This window comes from Stutzerimonas chloritidismutans (genome assembly GCF_020783375.1).
Classification (GTDB): Bacteria; Pseudomonadota; Gammaproteobacteria; order Pseudomonadales; family Pseudomonadaceae; genus Stutzerimonas; species Stutzerimonas kunmingensis.
The window spans coordinates 2,400,480-2,417,037 of the sequence record NZ_CP086067.1 but is presented as its reverse complement, the minus strand read 5'-3'; the positions used below and the strand labels follow the sequence as shown (position 1 = coordinate 2,417,037).

The 16,558-nt window shown below is 62.1% G+C and carries 17 protein-coding genes; 7 read left to right on the top strand and 10 right to left on the bottom strand.

The genetic code is table 11. The features are described 5' to 3' along the window. Positions 1-6: 6 nt before the first annotated feature. From LLJ08_RS11180 to LLJ08_RS11160, 5 genes are all read right to left on the bottom strand, one after another. Positions 7-1,020, bottom strand: a complete 1,014-nt coding sequence (locus LLJ08_RS11180) for a lipase secretion chaperone (RefSeq protein WP_228207031.1) — start codon at positions 1,018-1,020, stop codon at positions 7-9. Between the two features lie 62 nt (positions 1,021-1,082). After that, the gene (locus LLJ08_RS11175) at positions 1,083-2,018 is read right to left on the bottom strand and encodes a triacylglycerol lipase (RefSeq protein ID WP_044314780.1); all 936 of its coding nucleotides are present in this window, start codon (positions 2,016-2,018) and stop codon (positions 1,083-1,085) included. A gap of 311 nt (positions 2,019-2,329) precedes the next feature. Then, positions 2,330-2,827 carry a transcription elongation factor GreB gene (gene greB / locus LLJ08_RS11170; protein ID WP_014820332.1) on the bottom strand — a complete coding sequence of 166 codons (498 nt, stop codon included), beginning with the start codon at positions 2,825-2,827 and terminating at the stop codon, positions 2,330-2,332. Positions 2,828-2,867: 40 nt separating this feature from the next. Then, positions 2,868-5,372 (bottom strand): ABC transporter permease, encoded by a 2,505-nt coding sequence (locus tag LLJ08_RS11165; RefSeq protein WP_228207030.1) that lies wholly within the window; start codon positions 5,370-5,372, stop codon positions 2,868-2,870. Beyond that, the gene (locus LLJ08_RS11160; RefSeq protein ID WP_228207029.1) at positions 5,369-6,055 is read right to left on the bottom strand and encodes an ABC transporter ATP-binding protein; all 687 of its coding nucleotides are present in this window, start codon (positions 6,053-6,055) and stop codon (positions 5,369-5,371) included. Before LLJ08_RS11160 ends, LLJ08_RS11165 begins: the two co-directional genes overlap by 4 nt. Before the next feature lie 11 nt (positions 6,056-6,066). Between LLJ08_RS11160 and LLJ08_RS11155 the strand changes: the two genes are divergently transcribed. The 3 genes from LLJ08_RS11155 to LLJ08_RS11145 all read left to right on the top strand — a co-directional run bounded on the left by LLJ08_RS11155 (position 6,067) and on the right by LLJ08_RS11145 (position 8,030). Further along, positions 6,067-6,672: an arylesterase gene (locus LLJ08_RS11155; protein WP_014820330.1), complete on the top strand. Its 606-nt coding sequence runs from the start codon at positions 6,067-6,069 to the stop codon at positions 6,670-6,672. Positions 6,673-6,715: 43 nt separating this feature from the next. Beyond that, entirely contained in the window at positions 6,716-6,997 is a 282-nt protein-coding gene (locus tag LLJ08_RS11150; protein WP_041013972.1) for a hypothetical protein, read from the top strand. A gap of 67 nt (positions 6,998-7,064) precedes the next feature. Next, positions 7,065-8,030 carry a L,D-transpeptidase family protein gene (locus LLJ08_RS11145; RefSeq protein ID WP_045666525.1) on the top strand — a complete coding sequence of 322 codons (966 nt, stop codon included), beginning with the start codon at positions 7,065-7,067 and terminating at the stop codon, positions 8,028-8,030. Positions 8,031-8,092: 62 nt separating this feature from the next. Here LLJ08_RS11145 and LLJ08_RS11140 read toward each other — a convergent pair whose 3' ends face one another. Beyond that, the gene (locus LLJ08_RS11140; protein ID WP_003294452.1) at positions 8,093-8,347 is read right to left on the bottom strand and encodes an Lpp/OprI family alanine-zipper lipoprotein; all 255 of its coding nucleotides are present in this window, start codon (positions 8,345-8,347) and stop codon (positions 8,093-8,095) included. Between the two features lie 392 nt (positions 8,348-8,739). Between LLJ08_RS11140 and LLJ08_RS11135 the strand changes: the two genes are divergently transcribed. Further along, entirely contained in the window at positions 8,740-9,033 is a 294-nt protein-coding gene (locus tag LLJ08_RS11135) for a GNAT family N-acetyltransferase (protein WP_014820327.1), read from the top strand. A gap of 30 nt (positions 9,034-9,063) precedes the next feature. Here LLJ08_RS11135 and LLJ08_RS11130 read toward each other — a convergent pair whose 3' ends face one another. Continuing rightward, a complete protein-coding gene (locus LLJ08_RS11130) occupies positions 9,064-10,140 on the bottom strand; it encodes a 3-deoxy-7-phosphoheptulonate synthase (protein WP_014820326.1) in 1,077 nt (358 codons plus the stop codon). Between the two features lie 264 nt (positions 10,141-10,404). Between LLJ08_RS11130 and LLJ08_RS11125 the strand changes: the two genes are divergently transcribed. After that, positions 10,405-11,361, top strand: a complete 957-nt coding sequence (locus LLJ08_RS11125) for a putative 2-dehydropantoate 2-reductase (protein ID WP_228207028.1) — start codon at positions 10,405-10,407, stop codon at positions 11,359-11,361. 178 nt (positions 11,362-11,539) lie between these two features. Further along, positions 11,540-12,514, top strand: a complete 975-nt coding sequence (gene cysB, locus LLJ08_RS11120) for an HTH-type transcriptional regulator CysB (protein ID WP_003300132.1) — start codon at positions 11,540-11,542, stop codon at positions 12,512-12,514. 73 nt (positions 12,515-12,587) lie between these two features. Here the strand turns inward: cysB and LLJ08_RS11115 are convergent, their stop codons facing one another. Next, complete coding sequence (locus LLJ08_RS11115) at positions 12,588-13,322, bottom strand: phosphoadenylyl-sulfate reductase (RefSeq protein WP_228207027.1); 735 nt, start codon at positions 13,320-13,322, stop codon at positions 12,588-12,590. Positions 13,323-13,514: 192 nt separating this feature from the next. Here LLJ08_RS11115 and thrH point away from each other — a divergent pair, with 192 nt between their 5' ends. After that, the gene (gene thrH / locus LLJ08_RS11110; RefSeq protein WP_003284573.1) at positions 13,515-14,132 is read left to right on the top strand and encodes a bifunctional phosphoserine phosphatase/homoserine phosphotransferase ThrH; all 618 of its coding nucleotides are present in this window, start codon (positions 13,515-13,517) and stop codon (positions 14,130-14,132) included. A gap of 35 nt (positions 14,133-14,167) precedes the next feature. On the opposite strand, the gene pabB is transcribed toward thrH, so the two are convergent. Then, entirely contained in the window at positions 14,168-15,514 is a 1,347-nt protein-coding gene (gene pabB / locus LLJ08_RS11105) for an aminodeoxychorismate synthase component I (RefSeq protein WP_228207026.1), read from the bottom strand. Positions 15,515-15,573: 59 nt separating this feature from the next. Continuing rightward, positions 15,574-16,557 (bottom strand): alpha-L-glutamate ligase-like protein, encoded by a 984-nt coding sequence (locus LLJ08_RS11100; protein WP_228207025.1) that lies wholly within the window; start codon positions 16,555-16,557, stop codon positions 15,574-15,576. Position 16,558: the final 1 nt, after the last annotated feature.

Here is a 16,558-nt window from a genome sequence, read left to right as displayed (position 1 = left end):
CCGCTCTCAGCGCTCCGCCACTTCCTGCTGCTGAAAGGCAGCGACAAGCCGCAAGCGTTCGCCCTCGTCAAACTGTTCGGCCTCCAGTTGCTCGATAGCGCTGCGACGCTCGACATCGTCCAGGCCGCGAGTGGCTTCGATACGCTGACGTTCCTGCCGATAGGCAGCAACCCGTTGCTGCCACTGCGCGCGCTGTCGATCCAGCGCTTCGAGTCGGGCGGCAGCCTCGCTGCCCACCAATTGCTGGCGCAGCTGGCGGATCTGCTGCGCATTGGCGCCCTGGGCCTGCAAGGCGACAGTTTGCTCTCGCAGCTCGCTTTGCAGCTGCGGCACGAGCAGCTCTTGCAGGTCGCCGGGCAATCCGGCGCGCAGCTGGTCGATGGCGCGGCCCTTGGCTTCGCTGTCCAGTGCTGAATCGGCTTGAATGGCCAGGCGCTCCAGGCTGAAGCGATCATAGGCCTCGTCCAGGGCGAAGAACGCCTGGTGAACAGCCGGCTCCAGCGCGCGTGCGCGCAACGCCTGCACGGCACTCAAGCGTTGGCGTAGCGCTGAAATGTCAGTGGTTCTCGAATAAATCGCTTCCAGATCAAGCAGTTGGCGCTTGTAGTTGAGATATTGGGTGAGAACTGCTGATGCCTGGCTCTGAGCCGGCTGCGGCAGCTCGGCAGCGATGTAACGGCGCAAGCGTTCGATACTGTTCTTCAACGGCTCCTCTCCGGCTGCGGCGAGAAAGTAATCGAACAGATGCCGAAGTTCGGCGCCGATTAGCAGGTTGCCGGCTTCATCCAGAAGGAACTGGCCATCGACCTGGGTGCCCTTGAACGACGTCGGCAACTGCGGCGTGCCTTGCGGTGCCGGTTGGGTTTTCAGCGGCTTCTGGGGTGGTGTTGGGGCAGCCGTGGCGGGTGAGGTGGCCGATGGCAATTCGGCCACTGCAGCCGGGCCGGGTGTCGATCGGCTCTGCATGATGGTCAGGCTTAGCGCCACGGCCAGCACCAGAAGAATTATGTATTTGCTCATGGGGTGCTCGGTGATAGCGGCCGGGATCGACGATCCCGGCCTGGTTCACGAAGAGTCGCGCGTCAAAGGCCCGCGTTCTTCAGGCGGTTCGCGTGTTGGCGATAGACACTGACCGGATCGGTCTCGAACAGGCTGGTCAGCCCCATGAACTGATTGACCTCGTCCAGGTGGTTCATCCGGTAGTTATCGCGGATCACCATGCCCAGGTGCGAGCTGCAGCGCCCGACCAGTCCATCGTTGGGCCCGCTGAATGCCAGGGCTCCGGCACCCATCATGGCGTCGCTGATATCCAGTGGGTTGGTCAGCGGGCTGGTGCCACTCCAGGAGTAGTAGCGCACGCCATTGACCTTGTAGGCGCCCTCGCCGCAAGCGGTGGTGGGAATGCCTTGCGGGAATTTGGCGTTGAAGCGGGCGGCGCCTTCGCTGTTGAGTGACTCCAGCGAGCCGAGAGAGTCCTGCGGGGCCGTGCTTGAGCTGCCGGAAACGAAATTGATGAAGCTGCCCATGGCGTTCACCAGTCCGGCGATGATCGCCTCGCCAGAGGAGCCCTCGGGGATCTTGCGGATCAGATCGGCGACGTCCGAACCCTTGTGAGGTGCGCCCACGCTGGTTACCGAGGCGATCAGGTCCGGCCGGACACCGGCTACATAGCGCACGGTCGGGCCGCCGTGGCTGTGGCCAACCAGGTTGACCTTTGGCTTGCCGCTGATGGCGACGATTTCCTCCACCTGCGCAAGCAGCTCCTCACCGCGCAATTCGGACGTATTGAGCTGACTGACTTCGGTGACGTAGACCTGCGCACCGTCGCGGCGCAGCGCGCTGGGGATGCCGTACCAGTAATCGATGCCCAGCAGACTGTCGAAGCCGAGCATGCCGTGGGCGAGCACGATCGGGTACTTCGTAGCGGTGTAGCCGCTGCCAGTAGCAGCATGAGCCTGACCGGCAAGCGCCATGGCGCTACCGAGACAGAGAGCGAGCAAGGTTTTGTTCTTGTTCATGGACGCACTCTTCGAATGTGAATCGGGCTGTGGGCAGTCCATTGCCGTTAACCGCGCATGGCGCGTACTGCGCGCTGAAGAGCGCAGCATTCGTGCCATAAGCACCGAGCGGGAGCGCGTCCGCTCTAGTCGGGCAATTACGACGGGAGGTGATATTGCTGTGATATCTGTGCGGCGTGCGGTCATTGTTACCGAGCGAAACGGCGACTGGGTAAGAAAGTGATGATTTTGCTTTTTAGCCGCCAATCGCTTTTAGATGTCAGCACAATCGCCGAAGATGATGACCGGTTCGTCCGATATTGACCTGCCGGTCACTGATACTCGACAGCGACCACGTACCAGAGCTTCATCCCGGTCGGGGTTTGCACCTGGACTTCGGCATCCAGACCTTTGCCCACCAGCGCCCGCGCCAGGGGCGAATCGATGCTGATCAGGCCCTGGCGCAGGTCCAGTTCGTCAGGACCGACGATTCGGTAGCGCGACTCCTCACCATCCTCGTCCTCCAGGGTCACCCATGCGCCGAAATACACCTTGTTCGGGTCGCTGGGCCGGTCGCCTACGACTTTGAGCTTTTCCAGACGCTTGGTCAGAAACCGCACGCGGCTGTCGATCTCTCGCAGCATCTTCTTGCCGTAGGTGTATTCAGCGTTCTCCGAACGATCACCCTGCGCCGCCGCTTCGCTCACCGATTGGGTCACCTGCGGGCGCTTGACGTGCCAGAGTTCGTGCAGCTCGGCACGCAGTCGAGCCTCACCTTCTGGGGTGATCAGGGGCGTGCCGGCCGGGCGCGGTGGGCGATAGCGACTCATGGATTTGCGTCCTCGCTGAAAAGTCGCCGATTGTAGCGCTTCAACTCTCGCGCAGTACGGTCAGCGGGCTCGCATTCAGCGCGCGTCGAGTACCGATCAGACCGGCGCCACCGACCAGCAAAGCACCTATCAACGGCAGTACCAGCAGCCATGGGTGCGGCTGCCAGCGCAGATCGAATGCGTAGTGATAGAGCAGGGCGCTGACCAGCTCGCAGCCGAGTGCGGCGAGCAGGCCGCTGGCGGCGCCCAACAGGCCGAACTCGGCTCGGCGCGCACGAAGCAGCAAGCCCCGCTCTGCACCGAGCGCCCTGAGCAACGCGCCCTGACGAATGCGCTCGTCCAGCGTCGCTTGCAGCCCGGCGAACAGAACCGCCAGTCCGGCGGCCAGGACGAACAGCAGTACGTATTCCACCGCCAGTGATACCTGCGCAAGGATGCTGCGCAATTGAGCCAGCAGTGCCTCGACCTGCAGCAGGGTGACCGAAGGAAACGCGCGGGCCAGCTCCACCAGTTCGCGTTCCTTGCCAGGCGGCAGGTGGAAGCTGGTCATGTAGGTGGCCGGCATGCCCTGCAGAGTGTCCGGTTCGAAGATCATGTAGAAGTTGGGCTGGAAGCTGTCCCAGTTGACCTCGCGCAGGCTGGTGACGCTGGCCTCGCGGGTCAGCCCGCCGATGGTGAAGGACAGTCGATCACCGACCTTCAATTGCAGGCTTTGCGCAAGTTCCGCCTCGACGGATACCCCGGGAATGTCCGCGTCGCCCTGATCGCCCCACCAGTTGCCCGCGACGATGTGATTGTCCTTCGGTAGTTCGGCGGCCCAGGTCAGGCTCAGGTCGCGGCGGATCGCGCGCTCACCCTGGGATTCCTTGCTGACCAGCTGGCGCACCGGCTCGCCGTTGATCGCGATCAGGCGTCCTGGGACGACCGGATACAGCGGCGCGGCATGGTCCGAGATGGCCGCGATGCGCTCGGCAAAGGCATCCTTTTCCGCCGGCAGTACGTTGAGCACGAAGTGATTCGGTGCGTTGTCCGGCAGCTGGTCCTGCCAGGTATCGAGCAGCTCACCTCGCAGCAGCGCGATAAGCGCCATGGCCAGCAGGATCAGGCCGAAGGCAAGGGCCTGTCCGGCGGCAGCCAATGGATGGCGCAGCAACTGGCCGAGGCCCAGGCGCCAGCTCAGCGACGCACCGGCAAGCAGGCGGCGCATGGCCTTGAGCCCCATAAGAAGCAGACCGCCAAGCAGCAGCGTGGCGAGCAGGCCGCCGCCGAGCAGTGCCAGCGTGATCTTCAGATCCAGGCTCAGCCGCCACATGATCAGCCCGAGGGCGAAAATCGCGGTCCCATAGACCAGCCACGCGCTAGGTGGTACCGGCAGCATGTCGCGGCGCAGCACGCGCAGCGGAGGCACGCGCCCCAGCCCCGCCAGCGGCGGTAGGGCAAAGCCTGCCAGGGCCACCAGCCCGGTTGCGATGCCTGCCGCGGCCGGCCAGATGCCGCCAGGTGGTATTTCCTGGGCGAGCAGATCGCGCAGCAAAAAGAACAGTCCGTGCTGCGCGGCCCAGCCGAGCAGCGCACCGGCGATGCTCGCCAGCAGGCCGAGCATGCCCAGTTGCAGGGCGTAGAGCAGCAGGGCGTCGTGACGCGACAGGCCCAGGCAGCGCAACAGTGCACTGGCATCGAAGCGGCGCGCAGCGAAGCGGGCGGCGGAGAGCGCGACCGCCACCCCGGCCAGCAGGATGGCGGCAAGGCTGGCCAGGTTCAGATAGCGTTCGGCGCGACCAAGGGCACCGCCGATCTGGCGATTGCTGTCGTTGGCCGTTTCGATGCGTTGGTGCGCCTGCAGATCGCTTTGCAGTGACTGCTGATAGGCCGCCAATGCCGCGCTTTCACCTCGCCACAGCTCGCGATAACGGACGCGGCTGCCGGGTTGCACGACACCGGTCGCGGCCAGGTCGTCCAGGTGCATCAGCACCCGAGGCGTCAGGCTGTAGAAGTCGCCAACCCGGTCCGGCTCGTAGGTCAGCACGCGGGTCAGGCGCAGCGGCTTGTTGCCGACCTCGATGCTGTCGCCGATCTCCAGGTCAAGTGCTGCAAACAGCCGCGCCTCGGCCCAGGCTTCGCCGGGTGCAGGAGCGCCGCCGGGCTGCTCGGTTTCATAGGGCTGCGCAGCGTTGCGCAGGGTGCCCCGCAACGGATAACCGTTGCTGGCGGCCTTGACGCTGGCAAGCTGCAGATCCTCATCGGTCGCGATGACGCTGGAGAACTCGACGACCTGGGCATGCGCGAGGCCTTGCGCCGTGCCCGCTTCGATCTGCGCTGGCGCCGCCGGCGCGCTGCCGCTCAACACCAGGTCAGCACCGAGGAATTCGCTGGCGCGTAGCAGCATGGCGCCGTTCAGGCGTGCGCCGAAATAACCGATCGCGGTGCTGGCGGCCACGGCGATGACCAGCGCGAAGAACAGCACGCGCAACTCACCGGCGCGAGCGTCACGCAATAACTGCCGGTAGGCCAGGGCGAACAGGCGGGCCTTGGGCATGCGCATCATTCAGCCGCCTCGGCAGCAATCTGCCGACCGCCCTCGAGGCGAATCATGCGATGGCAACGCTTGGCCAGGCGCTCGTCATGGGTCACCAGCACAAGCGTGGTGCCACGCTCGCGATTGAGTTCGAAAAGCAGCTCGGTGATGTGCGCGCCGGTATGCGTGTCGAGGTTGCCGGTGGGCTCATCGGCAAACAGTACGTCGGGCTCGGCGGCGAAGGCACGGGCCAGCGCAACCCGCTGTTGCTCGCCACCCGAAAGCTGACGCGGATAGTGGTGCAGGCGCTCGCCGAGGCCGACGCGGCCAAGCAGTTCGGTGGCGCGCTCGCGGGCATCGCGACGGCCATCCAGCTCAAGGGGCAGCATGACGTTCTCCAGCGCGTTCAGGCTGTCCAGCAACTGGAACGACTGGAAGACAAAGCCGACGTGTTCGGCGCGTACGCGTGCGCGCTGATCCTCATTGAGCGCGGCCAGCGCGTGGCCCGCCAGGTGCACTTCCCCGGAGCTCGGCAGATCCAGCCCGGCGAGCAGACCGAGCAGGGTCGACTTTCCCGACCCGGAGGTGCCGACGATGGCGAGGCTGTCGCCCTTGGCCAGCTGCAGCGAGAGGTCGGCCAGGATGCTCAGCTCGCCTTCCGCGCTGGGTACCACTTTGTTAAGGTTCCGGGCGTCGAGAATGTTGCCGCTCATGAGGGGATCCGATGCGAAAGTGGCTGAAATGCGGGGCTCTGGCGCTGCTGTGCTGGACGCAGGGAGCCCTGGCCGGAACCGTACTGGTGGTCGGCGATAGTATCAGCGCGGCTTTCGGGCTGGAAACCAGCCAGGGGTGGGTGCATCTGCTGCAGGAACGCCTGGTCGGGGCGGATGACTCGTGGCGCGTGGTGAACGCTTCGATCAGTGGCGACACCACGTCTGGCGGGCTCGCGCGGCTTGGTCCGTTGCTCGAGGAGTATGCTCCCGAGGTGGTGATTCTCGAGCTGGGAGGCAACGACGGTCTGCGTGGGCAGTCGCCAGCGCAATTGAAACAGAATCTTGCCGAGATGATCGATCGCAGCCGCGAGGCGGGTGCAGAGGTCCTGTTGCTTGGAATGCGCATGCCGCCCAATCTCGGGCAGCGTTACACCCGCGCGTTCGCTGACGCTTTCGACTCTCTGGCAGCGGAGAAACCGGTGGCTTATGTGCCGTTTCTGCTGGAGGGGGTTGGTGGCGTCGCGGGGATGATGCAGGCCGATGGCATTCACCCCACCGCAGAGGCCCAGACCCAGCTGCTGGATACCGTCTGGCCGGTGCTCGAGCCCTTGCTTTGAGGCGTGCGCGCAGCTACTGTCGCGCCCTCGATTGGAGCCTCAGATGTCGCGCTCAGCCAGGACCCTTTACGCTTATCGGATCATCGTGCCGGACGAACAGTACGACATGTTCGCCTGCCGCGAGAATCGACTGCACCTGGCGTTGCGCCAGCTTGAGCTGAGCGGCAATGCGGACCGTACCCTGTGTGGCGGTCTGCTGCCTGCGCAGCCTCGCTGGAGGGAGCTCGAGCGCGCCACGCTGAAGGACCGACAGCTGTGTCCGAACTGCAGGCAGTTGCTTGAGGCGCGACGCAAGGGCCTTCCGTCCGCCACCGCTGCCTGGTAGCTCACGTTTCGCCCGGTTCACGTACAATCGCACCATTTCCATCATCCAAGTTCTCAAGGATTTCTGAATGCTCTCGCGCGCGTTTGCAGTCGCCTCCTGTTTGTCACTCGCTGCTTTGCTTTCAGCAGGCTCCAGCGCGGCGCTTGAGCTGCCGCTGCCGCCGGAAGGCGACGACATAGTCGGTCAGATTCAGGTCATCAAGGCCAAGTACGAAGACACCTTCGCCGCCATTGGTGAAACCCATGACCTTGGCTATCTGGAGCTGGTGGCGGCCAATCCGGGTGTCGATCCCTGGTTGCCAGGCGAGGGCACGGACATCATCCTGCCGACCCGTTTCATTCTGCCGCCGGGTCCGCGTGAAGGCGTGGTGATCAACATTGCCGAGTACCGCCTTTATTACTACCCGGAAGGCCAGAACGTTGTGCACACCTTCCCCCTCGGCATCGGCCGCGAGGGTTGGGGCTCGCCGGTTGGTAATACGCGGATTTCGGCAATGACCAGCAACCCCGCCTGGTACCCGCCGCAATCCATCCGTGACGAGCACGCTGCAGATGGCGACCCGTTACCGACAGTCGTTCCACCCGGACCGGATAACCCGCTGGGGCCGTTCAAGATGACGCTTTCGCTGCCCGGCTACCTTATCCATGGCTCGAACAAGAAGTTCGGGATCGGTATGCGCGTCAGTCATGGCTGCTTCCGCATGCTCAACCATAATGTGCTGGAGCTGGCGAAGATGGTGAAGGTGGGTACCCCGGTACGCATCGTCGACGAGCCATACAAATTCGGCGTGAGTGAGGGCAAGGTGTATCTCGAAGCCCATGCGCCGCTGGAAGAGGGTGATCAGCAAACGCTCACCTTGATGGATAAGCATGCGGTCGTGATCAATACGCTACTCAAGCGCGACGATGCCGCGGGCAAGCTGCATCTAGACTGGGAAATGGTCCGCGAAATCATCGCTGGCGAGGACGGCCTGCCGATCCAGATTGCCGAGCAACGGACGGAAGTGGCTGCTCAGGAAGAACAGTTGTTTTGACTGCTGATCTAAGTGCATAAAAAAGCCGACCTCAAAGGTCGGCTTTTTTTATTTCTACAAGCTTACTTGCGGCTGGCGCGTTCCAGCATACGCAGAGCACGCTCGTTGGCTTCGTCAGCGGTCTGCTGAGCCTTCTGAGCGGCGGCCAGAGCTTCGTCGGCCTTGCTGTACGCTTCGTCAGCGCGAGCTTGGGCGCGGGCAGCGGCGTCCTCGGTCGCGGTCAGGCGAGCTTCGCTTTCTTTGGTCATGCTGTTGCTGCAACCGGTAGCCAGAACTGCGGCCAGAGCCAGAGCAGAGAATTTCAGAACGTTGTTCATCTTGTTCCCCTTAAGGTGGAAATCCATAAGCAACTTCCGTTATGGAAAGTTTGCGCGCACATACTACCTAGAACTTAGCTTAAGTAAACGGAGCGAGCCTCGGAGCCACAGGTTTTTTTTCAAATGGCCTTTTGCTTTACCACCCCTTTGCGAAAGTTGGATAAAAAACATCCAGTGTTCGCCGGGAATACATGCACTCATAGTTGCCTGATCTTCTGTTTGATCGAAAGTTCCTTCAATGCCGCGCACAAATATTGATCAGCTGAGGCTGTTCGAACGGATGCGAAACAGGTAGAAAAGACACCTGTGTATGTTTCGGCTGCCAGTTCTGCGTCATGGACCGCAGCGTGATCGAGAACAAGAAGACAGGGCAATCCTGCTGAGGAGTCAAAATGAGCGATACGGTGCGTGTTCACCATGACCTGGCGGGGCATCGCTTCGAGGCGGTGATCGACGGTCATTGTGCCTATCTGGCCTATATGGATCTGGGCAAGCAGACGCTGGACATGTACCGGACCTTCGTTCCGGATGCGCTGCGTGGGCGAGGCATCGCTGCTGTGCTGACGCAGCACGCGCTCGAATATGCCGAGCGCGAGGGGTACCAGGTGATTCCGTCGTGTTCCTATGTCGAACGTTACATCGAGCGCAATCGACCGACCTCGGACAGGGTGGAACCGACCCCATAAAAAAACGCCGGGAGACCGGCGTTTTTCGTTTCAGTCGCGCTGCCGTCTTGGCAGTACGTCCTTTAGCTTGTCGTGCATGCTCATCACTGCCTTCTCGGTGGTTTCCCAGTCGATACAGGCATCGGTGATCGATACGCCGTACTTGAGATCACTCAGATCCTTCGGAATGGACTGGTTACCCCAGCCAAGGTGGCTTTCCACCATCAGGCCAACGATGGAGTTGTTGCCTTCCAGAATCTGATTGGCGACGTTGTCCATTACCAGCGGCTGCAGGGCAGGGTCCTTGTTGGAGTTCGCGTGGCTGCAGTCGATCATCACATTGGGGCGGATGCCCGCCTTCTTCAGATCCTGCTCGCACAGCGCGACGCTGACCGAGTCGTAGTTGGGCTTGCCGTTGCCGCCGCGCAGGACCACATGTCCGTAGTTGTTGCCCTTGGTGGTGACGATGGAGACGCCGCCGGACTGGTTGATGCCGAGGAAGCGGTGCGGGCTGGAAACCGACTGCAGGGCGTTGATTGCCACGGTCAGGCTGCCGTCGGTGCCGTTCTTGAAGCCGACAGCGGAGGACAGGCCCGAGGCCATCTCGCGGTGCGTCTGGGATTCGGTTGTTCGTGCGCCAATCGCCGACCAGCTGATCAGGTCCTGCAGGTATTGCGGCGAAATCGGATCGAGCGCTTCGGTCGCGGTGGGCAGACCCATCTCGGCAAGGTCGAGAAGCAGCTTGCGACCGATGTGCAGCCCGTCCTGGATCTTGAACGAGTCGTCCATATACGGATCGTTGATCAGGCCTTTCCAGCCGACGGTGGTGCGCGGCTTCTCGAAATACACCCGCATGACGAGGAAGAGGCTGTCGGACACCTTTTCTGCCAGCACCTTGAGACGCTCGGCGTACTCGTGGGCGGCCTTCAGATCGTGAATGGAGCAAGGGCCGATCACTATGAACAGGCGGTGATCCTTGCCGTCGAGAATGTCGCGTACCACCTGGCGCCCGTGGGAGACGGTCTGCAGTGCCGAGGCGGTCAGCGGAATTTCACGCTTCAGTTGCTCCGGCGTGATGAGGGTCACGTTGGAGGCAACGTTAAGGTCGTCGATTGGTAAATCAGCCATTTGTTACTCGTCAGGAATCACGGGAGCCGTCCGCCAGCGATCCCGGTGCGGCGGAACACAGCCTGAGGGCGCAGCGGGGAAACGGAACCTTATCGCTAAAGGCCGCACTCGACAACGAGATTGATGGCCTATTGAGGCTTGCCCCCAGTGCACCCATCCACGCTGCCACGCCAGTCACTGGGACGTTGCGTGCCGGACTGCTATCGTTCGACCTTTTACCGGCTGGCCCAACGAGCGCGGCCGGTCCACTGATCTGGAGTGCTTATGTCTGCAGCGAGTCCACGTATCGGCATCATCGGCACCGGTGCCATCGGCGGTTTTTACGGTTTGATGCTGGCGCGTGCCGGCTACGATGTGCACTTTCTTTTGCGTAGCGAATACGCCGCGGTGTGCGAGCGCGGCTTACAGGTGAACAGTGCCGTTCATGGAGCGCTGCAGTTGGAGCGGCCGCAGGTCTACCGCGATGCAGCGCAGATGCCGGCGTGCGACTGGTTGCTGGTCGGTGCCAAAAGCACCAGCAACGAAGCACTCGCGCCGATCATCGCACAGCTAGCCGCTCCTGGTTGCAAGGTCGTTGTACTGCAGAACGGTTTGGGGGTGGAAGATGCCATCAGGCCATTCCTCCCTGACACCGTACATCTGCTCGGTGGCTTGTGTGCGATCTGTGCCCATCGCTCGGCGCCCGGCGTGGTGGAGCATCAGGCACTGGGCGGGGTGAATCTCGGTTACCACTCGGGACCTGCCAGCGGCGACGAGCAGGCTCAACTTGCGCTGCTGAACGCGATGGTCGAGATGTTCCGTCAGGCAGGCGTGGACTCGTCGCCGATGCCCAGCCTGGCACAGGCGCGCTGGATGAAGCTGGTGTGGAATGTCCCGTTCAACGGGCTGTCGGCGTTGCTTGACGCGGGCACCGAGTCACTGCTCAGTAGCGATCACTCGCGCGCGCAGGTCAAGGCGATCATGCAAGAGGTCTGCACGGCGGCGCACGCGCTGGGCTGTTCGCTGCCGGAGGACTTTCCGGAAAAGCTGCTGATGGGCACTGCGCGTATGCCCGATTACCTGCCCAGCATGTATCACGATCGTTTTCAGAACCGGCCGATGGAGCTTGAAGCGATCTATGCGGCACCGCTTGCTGCCGCAGCGCAGACAGGCGTTTCGATGCCCAGAACAGAGATGTTGTATCACCTGTTGCGTTTTCTGGAGCAGCGCACTGGTGGCTGAGAGCAAACGCCAGGCCCGGTTTTCGCCGCGCTGCTAAGCTCAACGGCAGTCGCGGCGAGTCAGACCAAAGGTCGCACAGCAAACGCCAGGCGGAACATCTATCATCCGTTGGCGCGTCGTTCATAAGGTTATAAGTGTTGCGGCAGGCGCAGTGGTGCCTTTGCCTTGAGGGATTTCTATGAAGCTTCAACAACTGCGTTACATCTGGGAAGTGGCGCACCATGACCTCAACGTTTCGGCAACGGCGCAGAGTCTGTTCACCTCGCAACCCGGAATCAGCAAGCAGATCCGACTGCTGGAAGACGAGCTCGGCGTCGAGGTGTTCGCCCGCAGCGGCAAGCATCTGACCCGTGTCACGCCAGCGGGGGAGCGCATCATCACGACGGCAGGCGAGATCCTGCGCAAATGCGAGAGCATCAAGCAGATCGCTCAGGAGTTCTCCAACGAAAAGAAGGGAACCCTGAGCATCGCCACCACCCATACCCAGGCGCGCTACGCGTTGCCCCAGGTTATTAGCAGCTTTATCAAGCAATACCCTGACGTTTCCCTGCACATGCACCAGGGTACGCCGATGCAGATCGCCGAGATGGCCGCCGACGGCACAGTCGACTTCGCCATTGCCACCGAAGGACTGGAGTTGTTCGGTGATCTGGTGATGATGCCCTGCTATCGCTGGAACCGTTGTGTGATCGTGCCTCAGGGGCATCCGCTGGCAAAGCTCGAAAAGCTCACGCTCGAAGCACTCGCCGAGCATCCGATCGTGACCTACGTATTCGGGTTTACCGGCCGGTCCAAGCTCGACGAGGCGTTCGGGCACCGCGGGCTTTCGCCGAAAGTGGTCTTCACCGCCGCCGATGCCGACGTGATCAAGACTTATGTGCGGCTTGGGCTGGGTGTCGGGATCGTTGCGCGAATGGCTGTGGATTCCAAGCTCGACTCCGATCTGGTTGTACTGGATGCCAGCGAGCTGTTCGAATCCAGTGTCACCAAGATCGGCTTCCGCCGCGGCACCTTCTTGCGCGGCTTCATGTGCGACTTCATCCAGCAGTTTGCCCCGCACCTGGATAGGGACATGCTGGAGAAGGCGATCCAGTGCCGTAACAAGGCGGAACTGGATGAGCTGTTCGACGGCATGGAACTGCCGACTTACTGAGCCATGCCGAGCAGGCCGGGAGCCCAGCCTGCTGTCCTTTTATCGTTGCTTCGCTGCCAGCCCTGACTGAGTTTCAGTTCTTGGCGATCAGATTGCCGGCATGCAGCCCGCATTCCTTGTGAGTAGCTTCCTCCCACCACCAGCGACCTTCGCGCTCGTGCTGATTGGGCAGTACCGGGCGGGTGCAGGGCTCGCAGCCGATGCTGATGAAACCGCGCTCGTGCAGGCTGTTGTAGGGGATTTCCAGCATGCGGATGTAGCCCCAGACTTCCTCGCTGGTCATCTGCGCCAACGGGTTGAACTTGTATAGCGCGTTATCCGCTGTGGAGAAGGCCGTATCCAGCTCCAGCACCGATACCTGGCCGCGTGTGCCGGGGCTCTGATCGCGGCGCTGCCCGGTAGCCCAGGCGCGGACGGTGGCCAGTTTGCGTCGCAGTGGCTCGATCTTGCGAATTCCACAGCATTCGCCGTGACCGTCACGATAGAAACTGAACAGTCCTTTCTCATTTACCAGTGGCTGCAGCAATGCCGGATCGGGGGTCATGATTTCGATGGCAATGCCGTAGTGATCGCGTACCTGCTCGATGAAACGGTAGGTTTCGCTATGCAGTCGCCCGGTATCAAGGGTGAACACCTTGACGTTCTTGTTCAGCTTCCAGGCCATGTCCAGCAGCACCACGTCTTCGGCGCCACTGAAGGAAATCCACAGATCATCGCCGAACAGGTCGAAGGCGAGCTTTAGAACGTCTTGCGGGGATTTCTCGGCGTAGGCAGTGGCCAACGCGGCGACGTCGATAGATGGGCTCATCGGGCGGCTTCCTTATAGATGGCATTGGCGCTTCAGCGCTCTGAGGCCGCGGATGGTAGCAAAAGGCGTTTATGCCGCTAAATAACGTTTAGACACTCTGATCAGCTGCTTCGGGTATAAGCCTTGCGTTGCTTCGGTGGCGAGCTGCCGTTAGAGTGCCGCCTTCAATTTTCTGCATTGAGGAGTGGCCCCGTGGAAATAGCCTGTCTCGACCTGGAAGGTGTGCTGGTTCCGGAAATCTGGATCGCCTTTGCCGAGGCCACCGGAATCGAATCGCTCCGGGCGACCACGCGGGACATTCCCGACTACGACGTGTTGATGAAGCAGCGCCTGCGCATCCTCGATGAGCACGGCCTGAAGCTCGCCGACATCCAGAAGGTGATTGCGACGCTGAAGCCACTGGAAGGCGCCCCTGAGTTCGTCGACTGGCTGCGCGAGCGCTTCCAGGTGGTGATCCTGTCCGACACCTTCTACGAGTTCTCGCAGCCGCTGATGCGCCAGTTGGGATTCCCGACGCTGCTTTGTCACCGCCTGATCACTGACGAAACCGATCGCGTCGTGGACTATCAGCTGCGTCAGAAGGACCCCAAGCGTCAGTCGGTCATTGCGCTGAAGAGCCTCTACTACCGCGTCATTGCCGCGGGCGATTCCTACAACGACACCACCATGCTCAGCGAGGCCCATGCCGGCATCCTGTTCCATGCGCCGGACAACGTCATCGCCGAGTTCCCGCAGTTCCCGGCAGTGCACACCTTCGACGAGCTGAAGCAGGAATTCCTCAAGGCATCGAACCGCAAGCTCGCGCTCTAGTGAGTGAGGAAGCGACCGGTGCACGGTCGGTCGCTTCAGTCTGGTAGCTGCTCCAGTGTCTGCAGCAACACCTTCACCTTGTCGATCGATTCCTGGTACTCCGCCTGCCAGTCCGAGTCGGCGACGATGCCACCGCCGCCCCAGCAGCTGGCTTGCCCATCGCGGATGAGCAGTGTGCGAATGGCGATGGAGCTGTCCATTTCCCCCCTGACATCGACGTACAGCAACGATCCGCAATAGATTGCGCGGCGCGTCGGTTCCAGCTCGTCGATGATCTGCATGGCGCGGATCTTCGGCGCTCCGGTGATCGAGCCGCCGGGAAAGCTGCCGGCCAGCAGATCGAACGCGTCGTGGCCGTCGGCCAGTTCGCCGGTCACGCAGCTCACCAGGTGATGCACGTTGGGGTAGCTTTCCAGTGCGAACAGCTGCGGAACGCGCACGCTGCCGATGCGGCAGCTGCGGCCGAGGTCGTTGCGCAGCAGGTCGACGATCATCAGGTTCTCGGCGCGATCCTTGTCACTGGCGAGCAGCGCTTGCGCTTGTGCGGCGTCGCTGCGCTCGTCCGCACCGCGTGGACGGGTTCCTTTGATCGGGCGGGTTTCCACGTGGCCCTGCTGCAGGCGCAGGAAGCGCTCCGGCGAGAGGCTGGCAATGGCGCCGTCTTCCAGTGCAACGAAGCCGGCGTAAGGCGTTGGGCAAGCTTCTCGCAGCGCGCGATAGGCGTTCCATGGGTCACCCGAGCAGCCGGCACGAAAACGCTGGGTGAAATTGACCTGATAGCAGTCACCGGCCTGGATGTAGGTCTGAATGCGCTCGATGCCGTTCCGGTAAGTGTCGACAGAAAGATCGGCAGCGAAACGGCTGTGCAGCCTGAATGGAGCGCTTTCGACGGTGGTGGCTGAATCGAACAGCGCGATCAGTCGCATCTGCTCGGAAGAAGTCGTTGCTGGGTGAAACACCAACTGACTGGTGCGCCTCTGGTGATCGCTGATCAGCGCCCAGCCATAAAGGCCGAAACGCGCCAGTGGCAGACCGTTGTCGTCGAGGGCGCGCTGGGGCAGGGTCTCGAGGCGGGCACCGAAGTCGTAGCTCAACAGGCCGATCAGGCCTCCGGCAAACGGCAGCTCACAGCTCTCGGGCAGCTCGGCGGAGCCAAGTCCGCGCAACGCCTGGCGCAAACGGTGGAAGTAATCACGCCCTGATTCATCGTCGCGTGGCTCGTGCACGGCCAGTGGCCAGGCGCTGAGAATGTCGAAGCGCCCACGCTCGGCCTTCGGCCTGCCCGAATCGAGCAGCACCGCCCTTGGGGCATGGCGGATGTGCTCGAACCAATAGGCGGGATCGGCCTGGTAGGGCAGGGCATGCAGCGTGCAGATGGACATGGGTCGAGTCGATGAGGGGGCAGCCCGAGAGGATACGCGGGCTACCCGGCTTGCGTCATTCAGGCGTGGGGCGGGACATGGCCGAACAGCTCCTGGGAGAACTTCACCCGCTCCTCCGGCGTTTCCTGGATGCCTTTCTCCTTGAGTTCCGCCAGGCGGTTCTCGACTGCATGGGCCCGGTGCGTCAGCCCACAGTCGTTGGCGATCTGGATGTTCAGGCCAGGACGCGCATTCAACTCGAGAATGAGTGGGCCCTTGTCCTGATCGAGCACCATGTCGACACCGATATACCCGAGCCCGCAAAGCTCGTAGCAGCCGGCGGCCAGCTTCATGAAGCCGTCCCAGTTCGGCAACTGCACGCCATCCACCGCGTTGGTGGTGTCCGGGTGTTTGGTGATCTTGTTGTTCAGCCAGGTACCACGCAGGGTGATGCCGGTGGCCAGATCCACACCGACGCCGATGGCTCCCTGGTGCAGGTTGGCCTTGCCGCCGGATTGACGGGTTGGCAGGCGCAGCATCGCCATGACCGGGTAGCCCATCAGCACGATGATGCGAATGTCCGGCACACCTTCGTAGCTGATGCTCTTGAAGATCGGGTCGGGGGTGACGCGATATTCGATCAGTGCGCGGTCACGATGGCCGCCCAGCGAGTACAGCCCGGTGAGGATATTGGAGATCTGATGCTCGATCTCCTCATGGGTCATGATCTTGCCCGAGACGGTCCTGTAACGGCCCTCAAAACGATCGGCTATCACCAGGATGCCGTCGCCACCGGCGCCCTGGGCCGGCTTGACGACGAAATCGGTGTGATCCTTGACGATATCCTTGAGCTTGTCGATGTCCTTTTCGGTTTCGATGATGCCGTACATCTCCGGCACATGAATGCCGGCCTCGATGGCGCGCTCCTTGGTGATGATCTTGTCATCGACGATCGGATACAGGTTGCGCTTGTTGTACTTGAGCACATAGTCCGCGTTGCGGCGGTTGATGCCCATGATTCCCTTGGCCTCGAGGGCCTTCCACGTCTTGATCAGACCGAACATG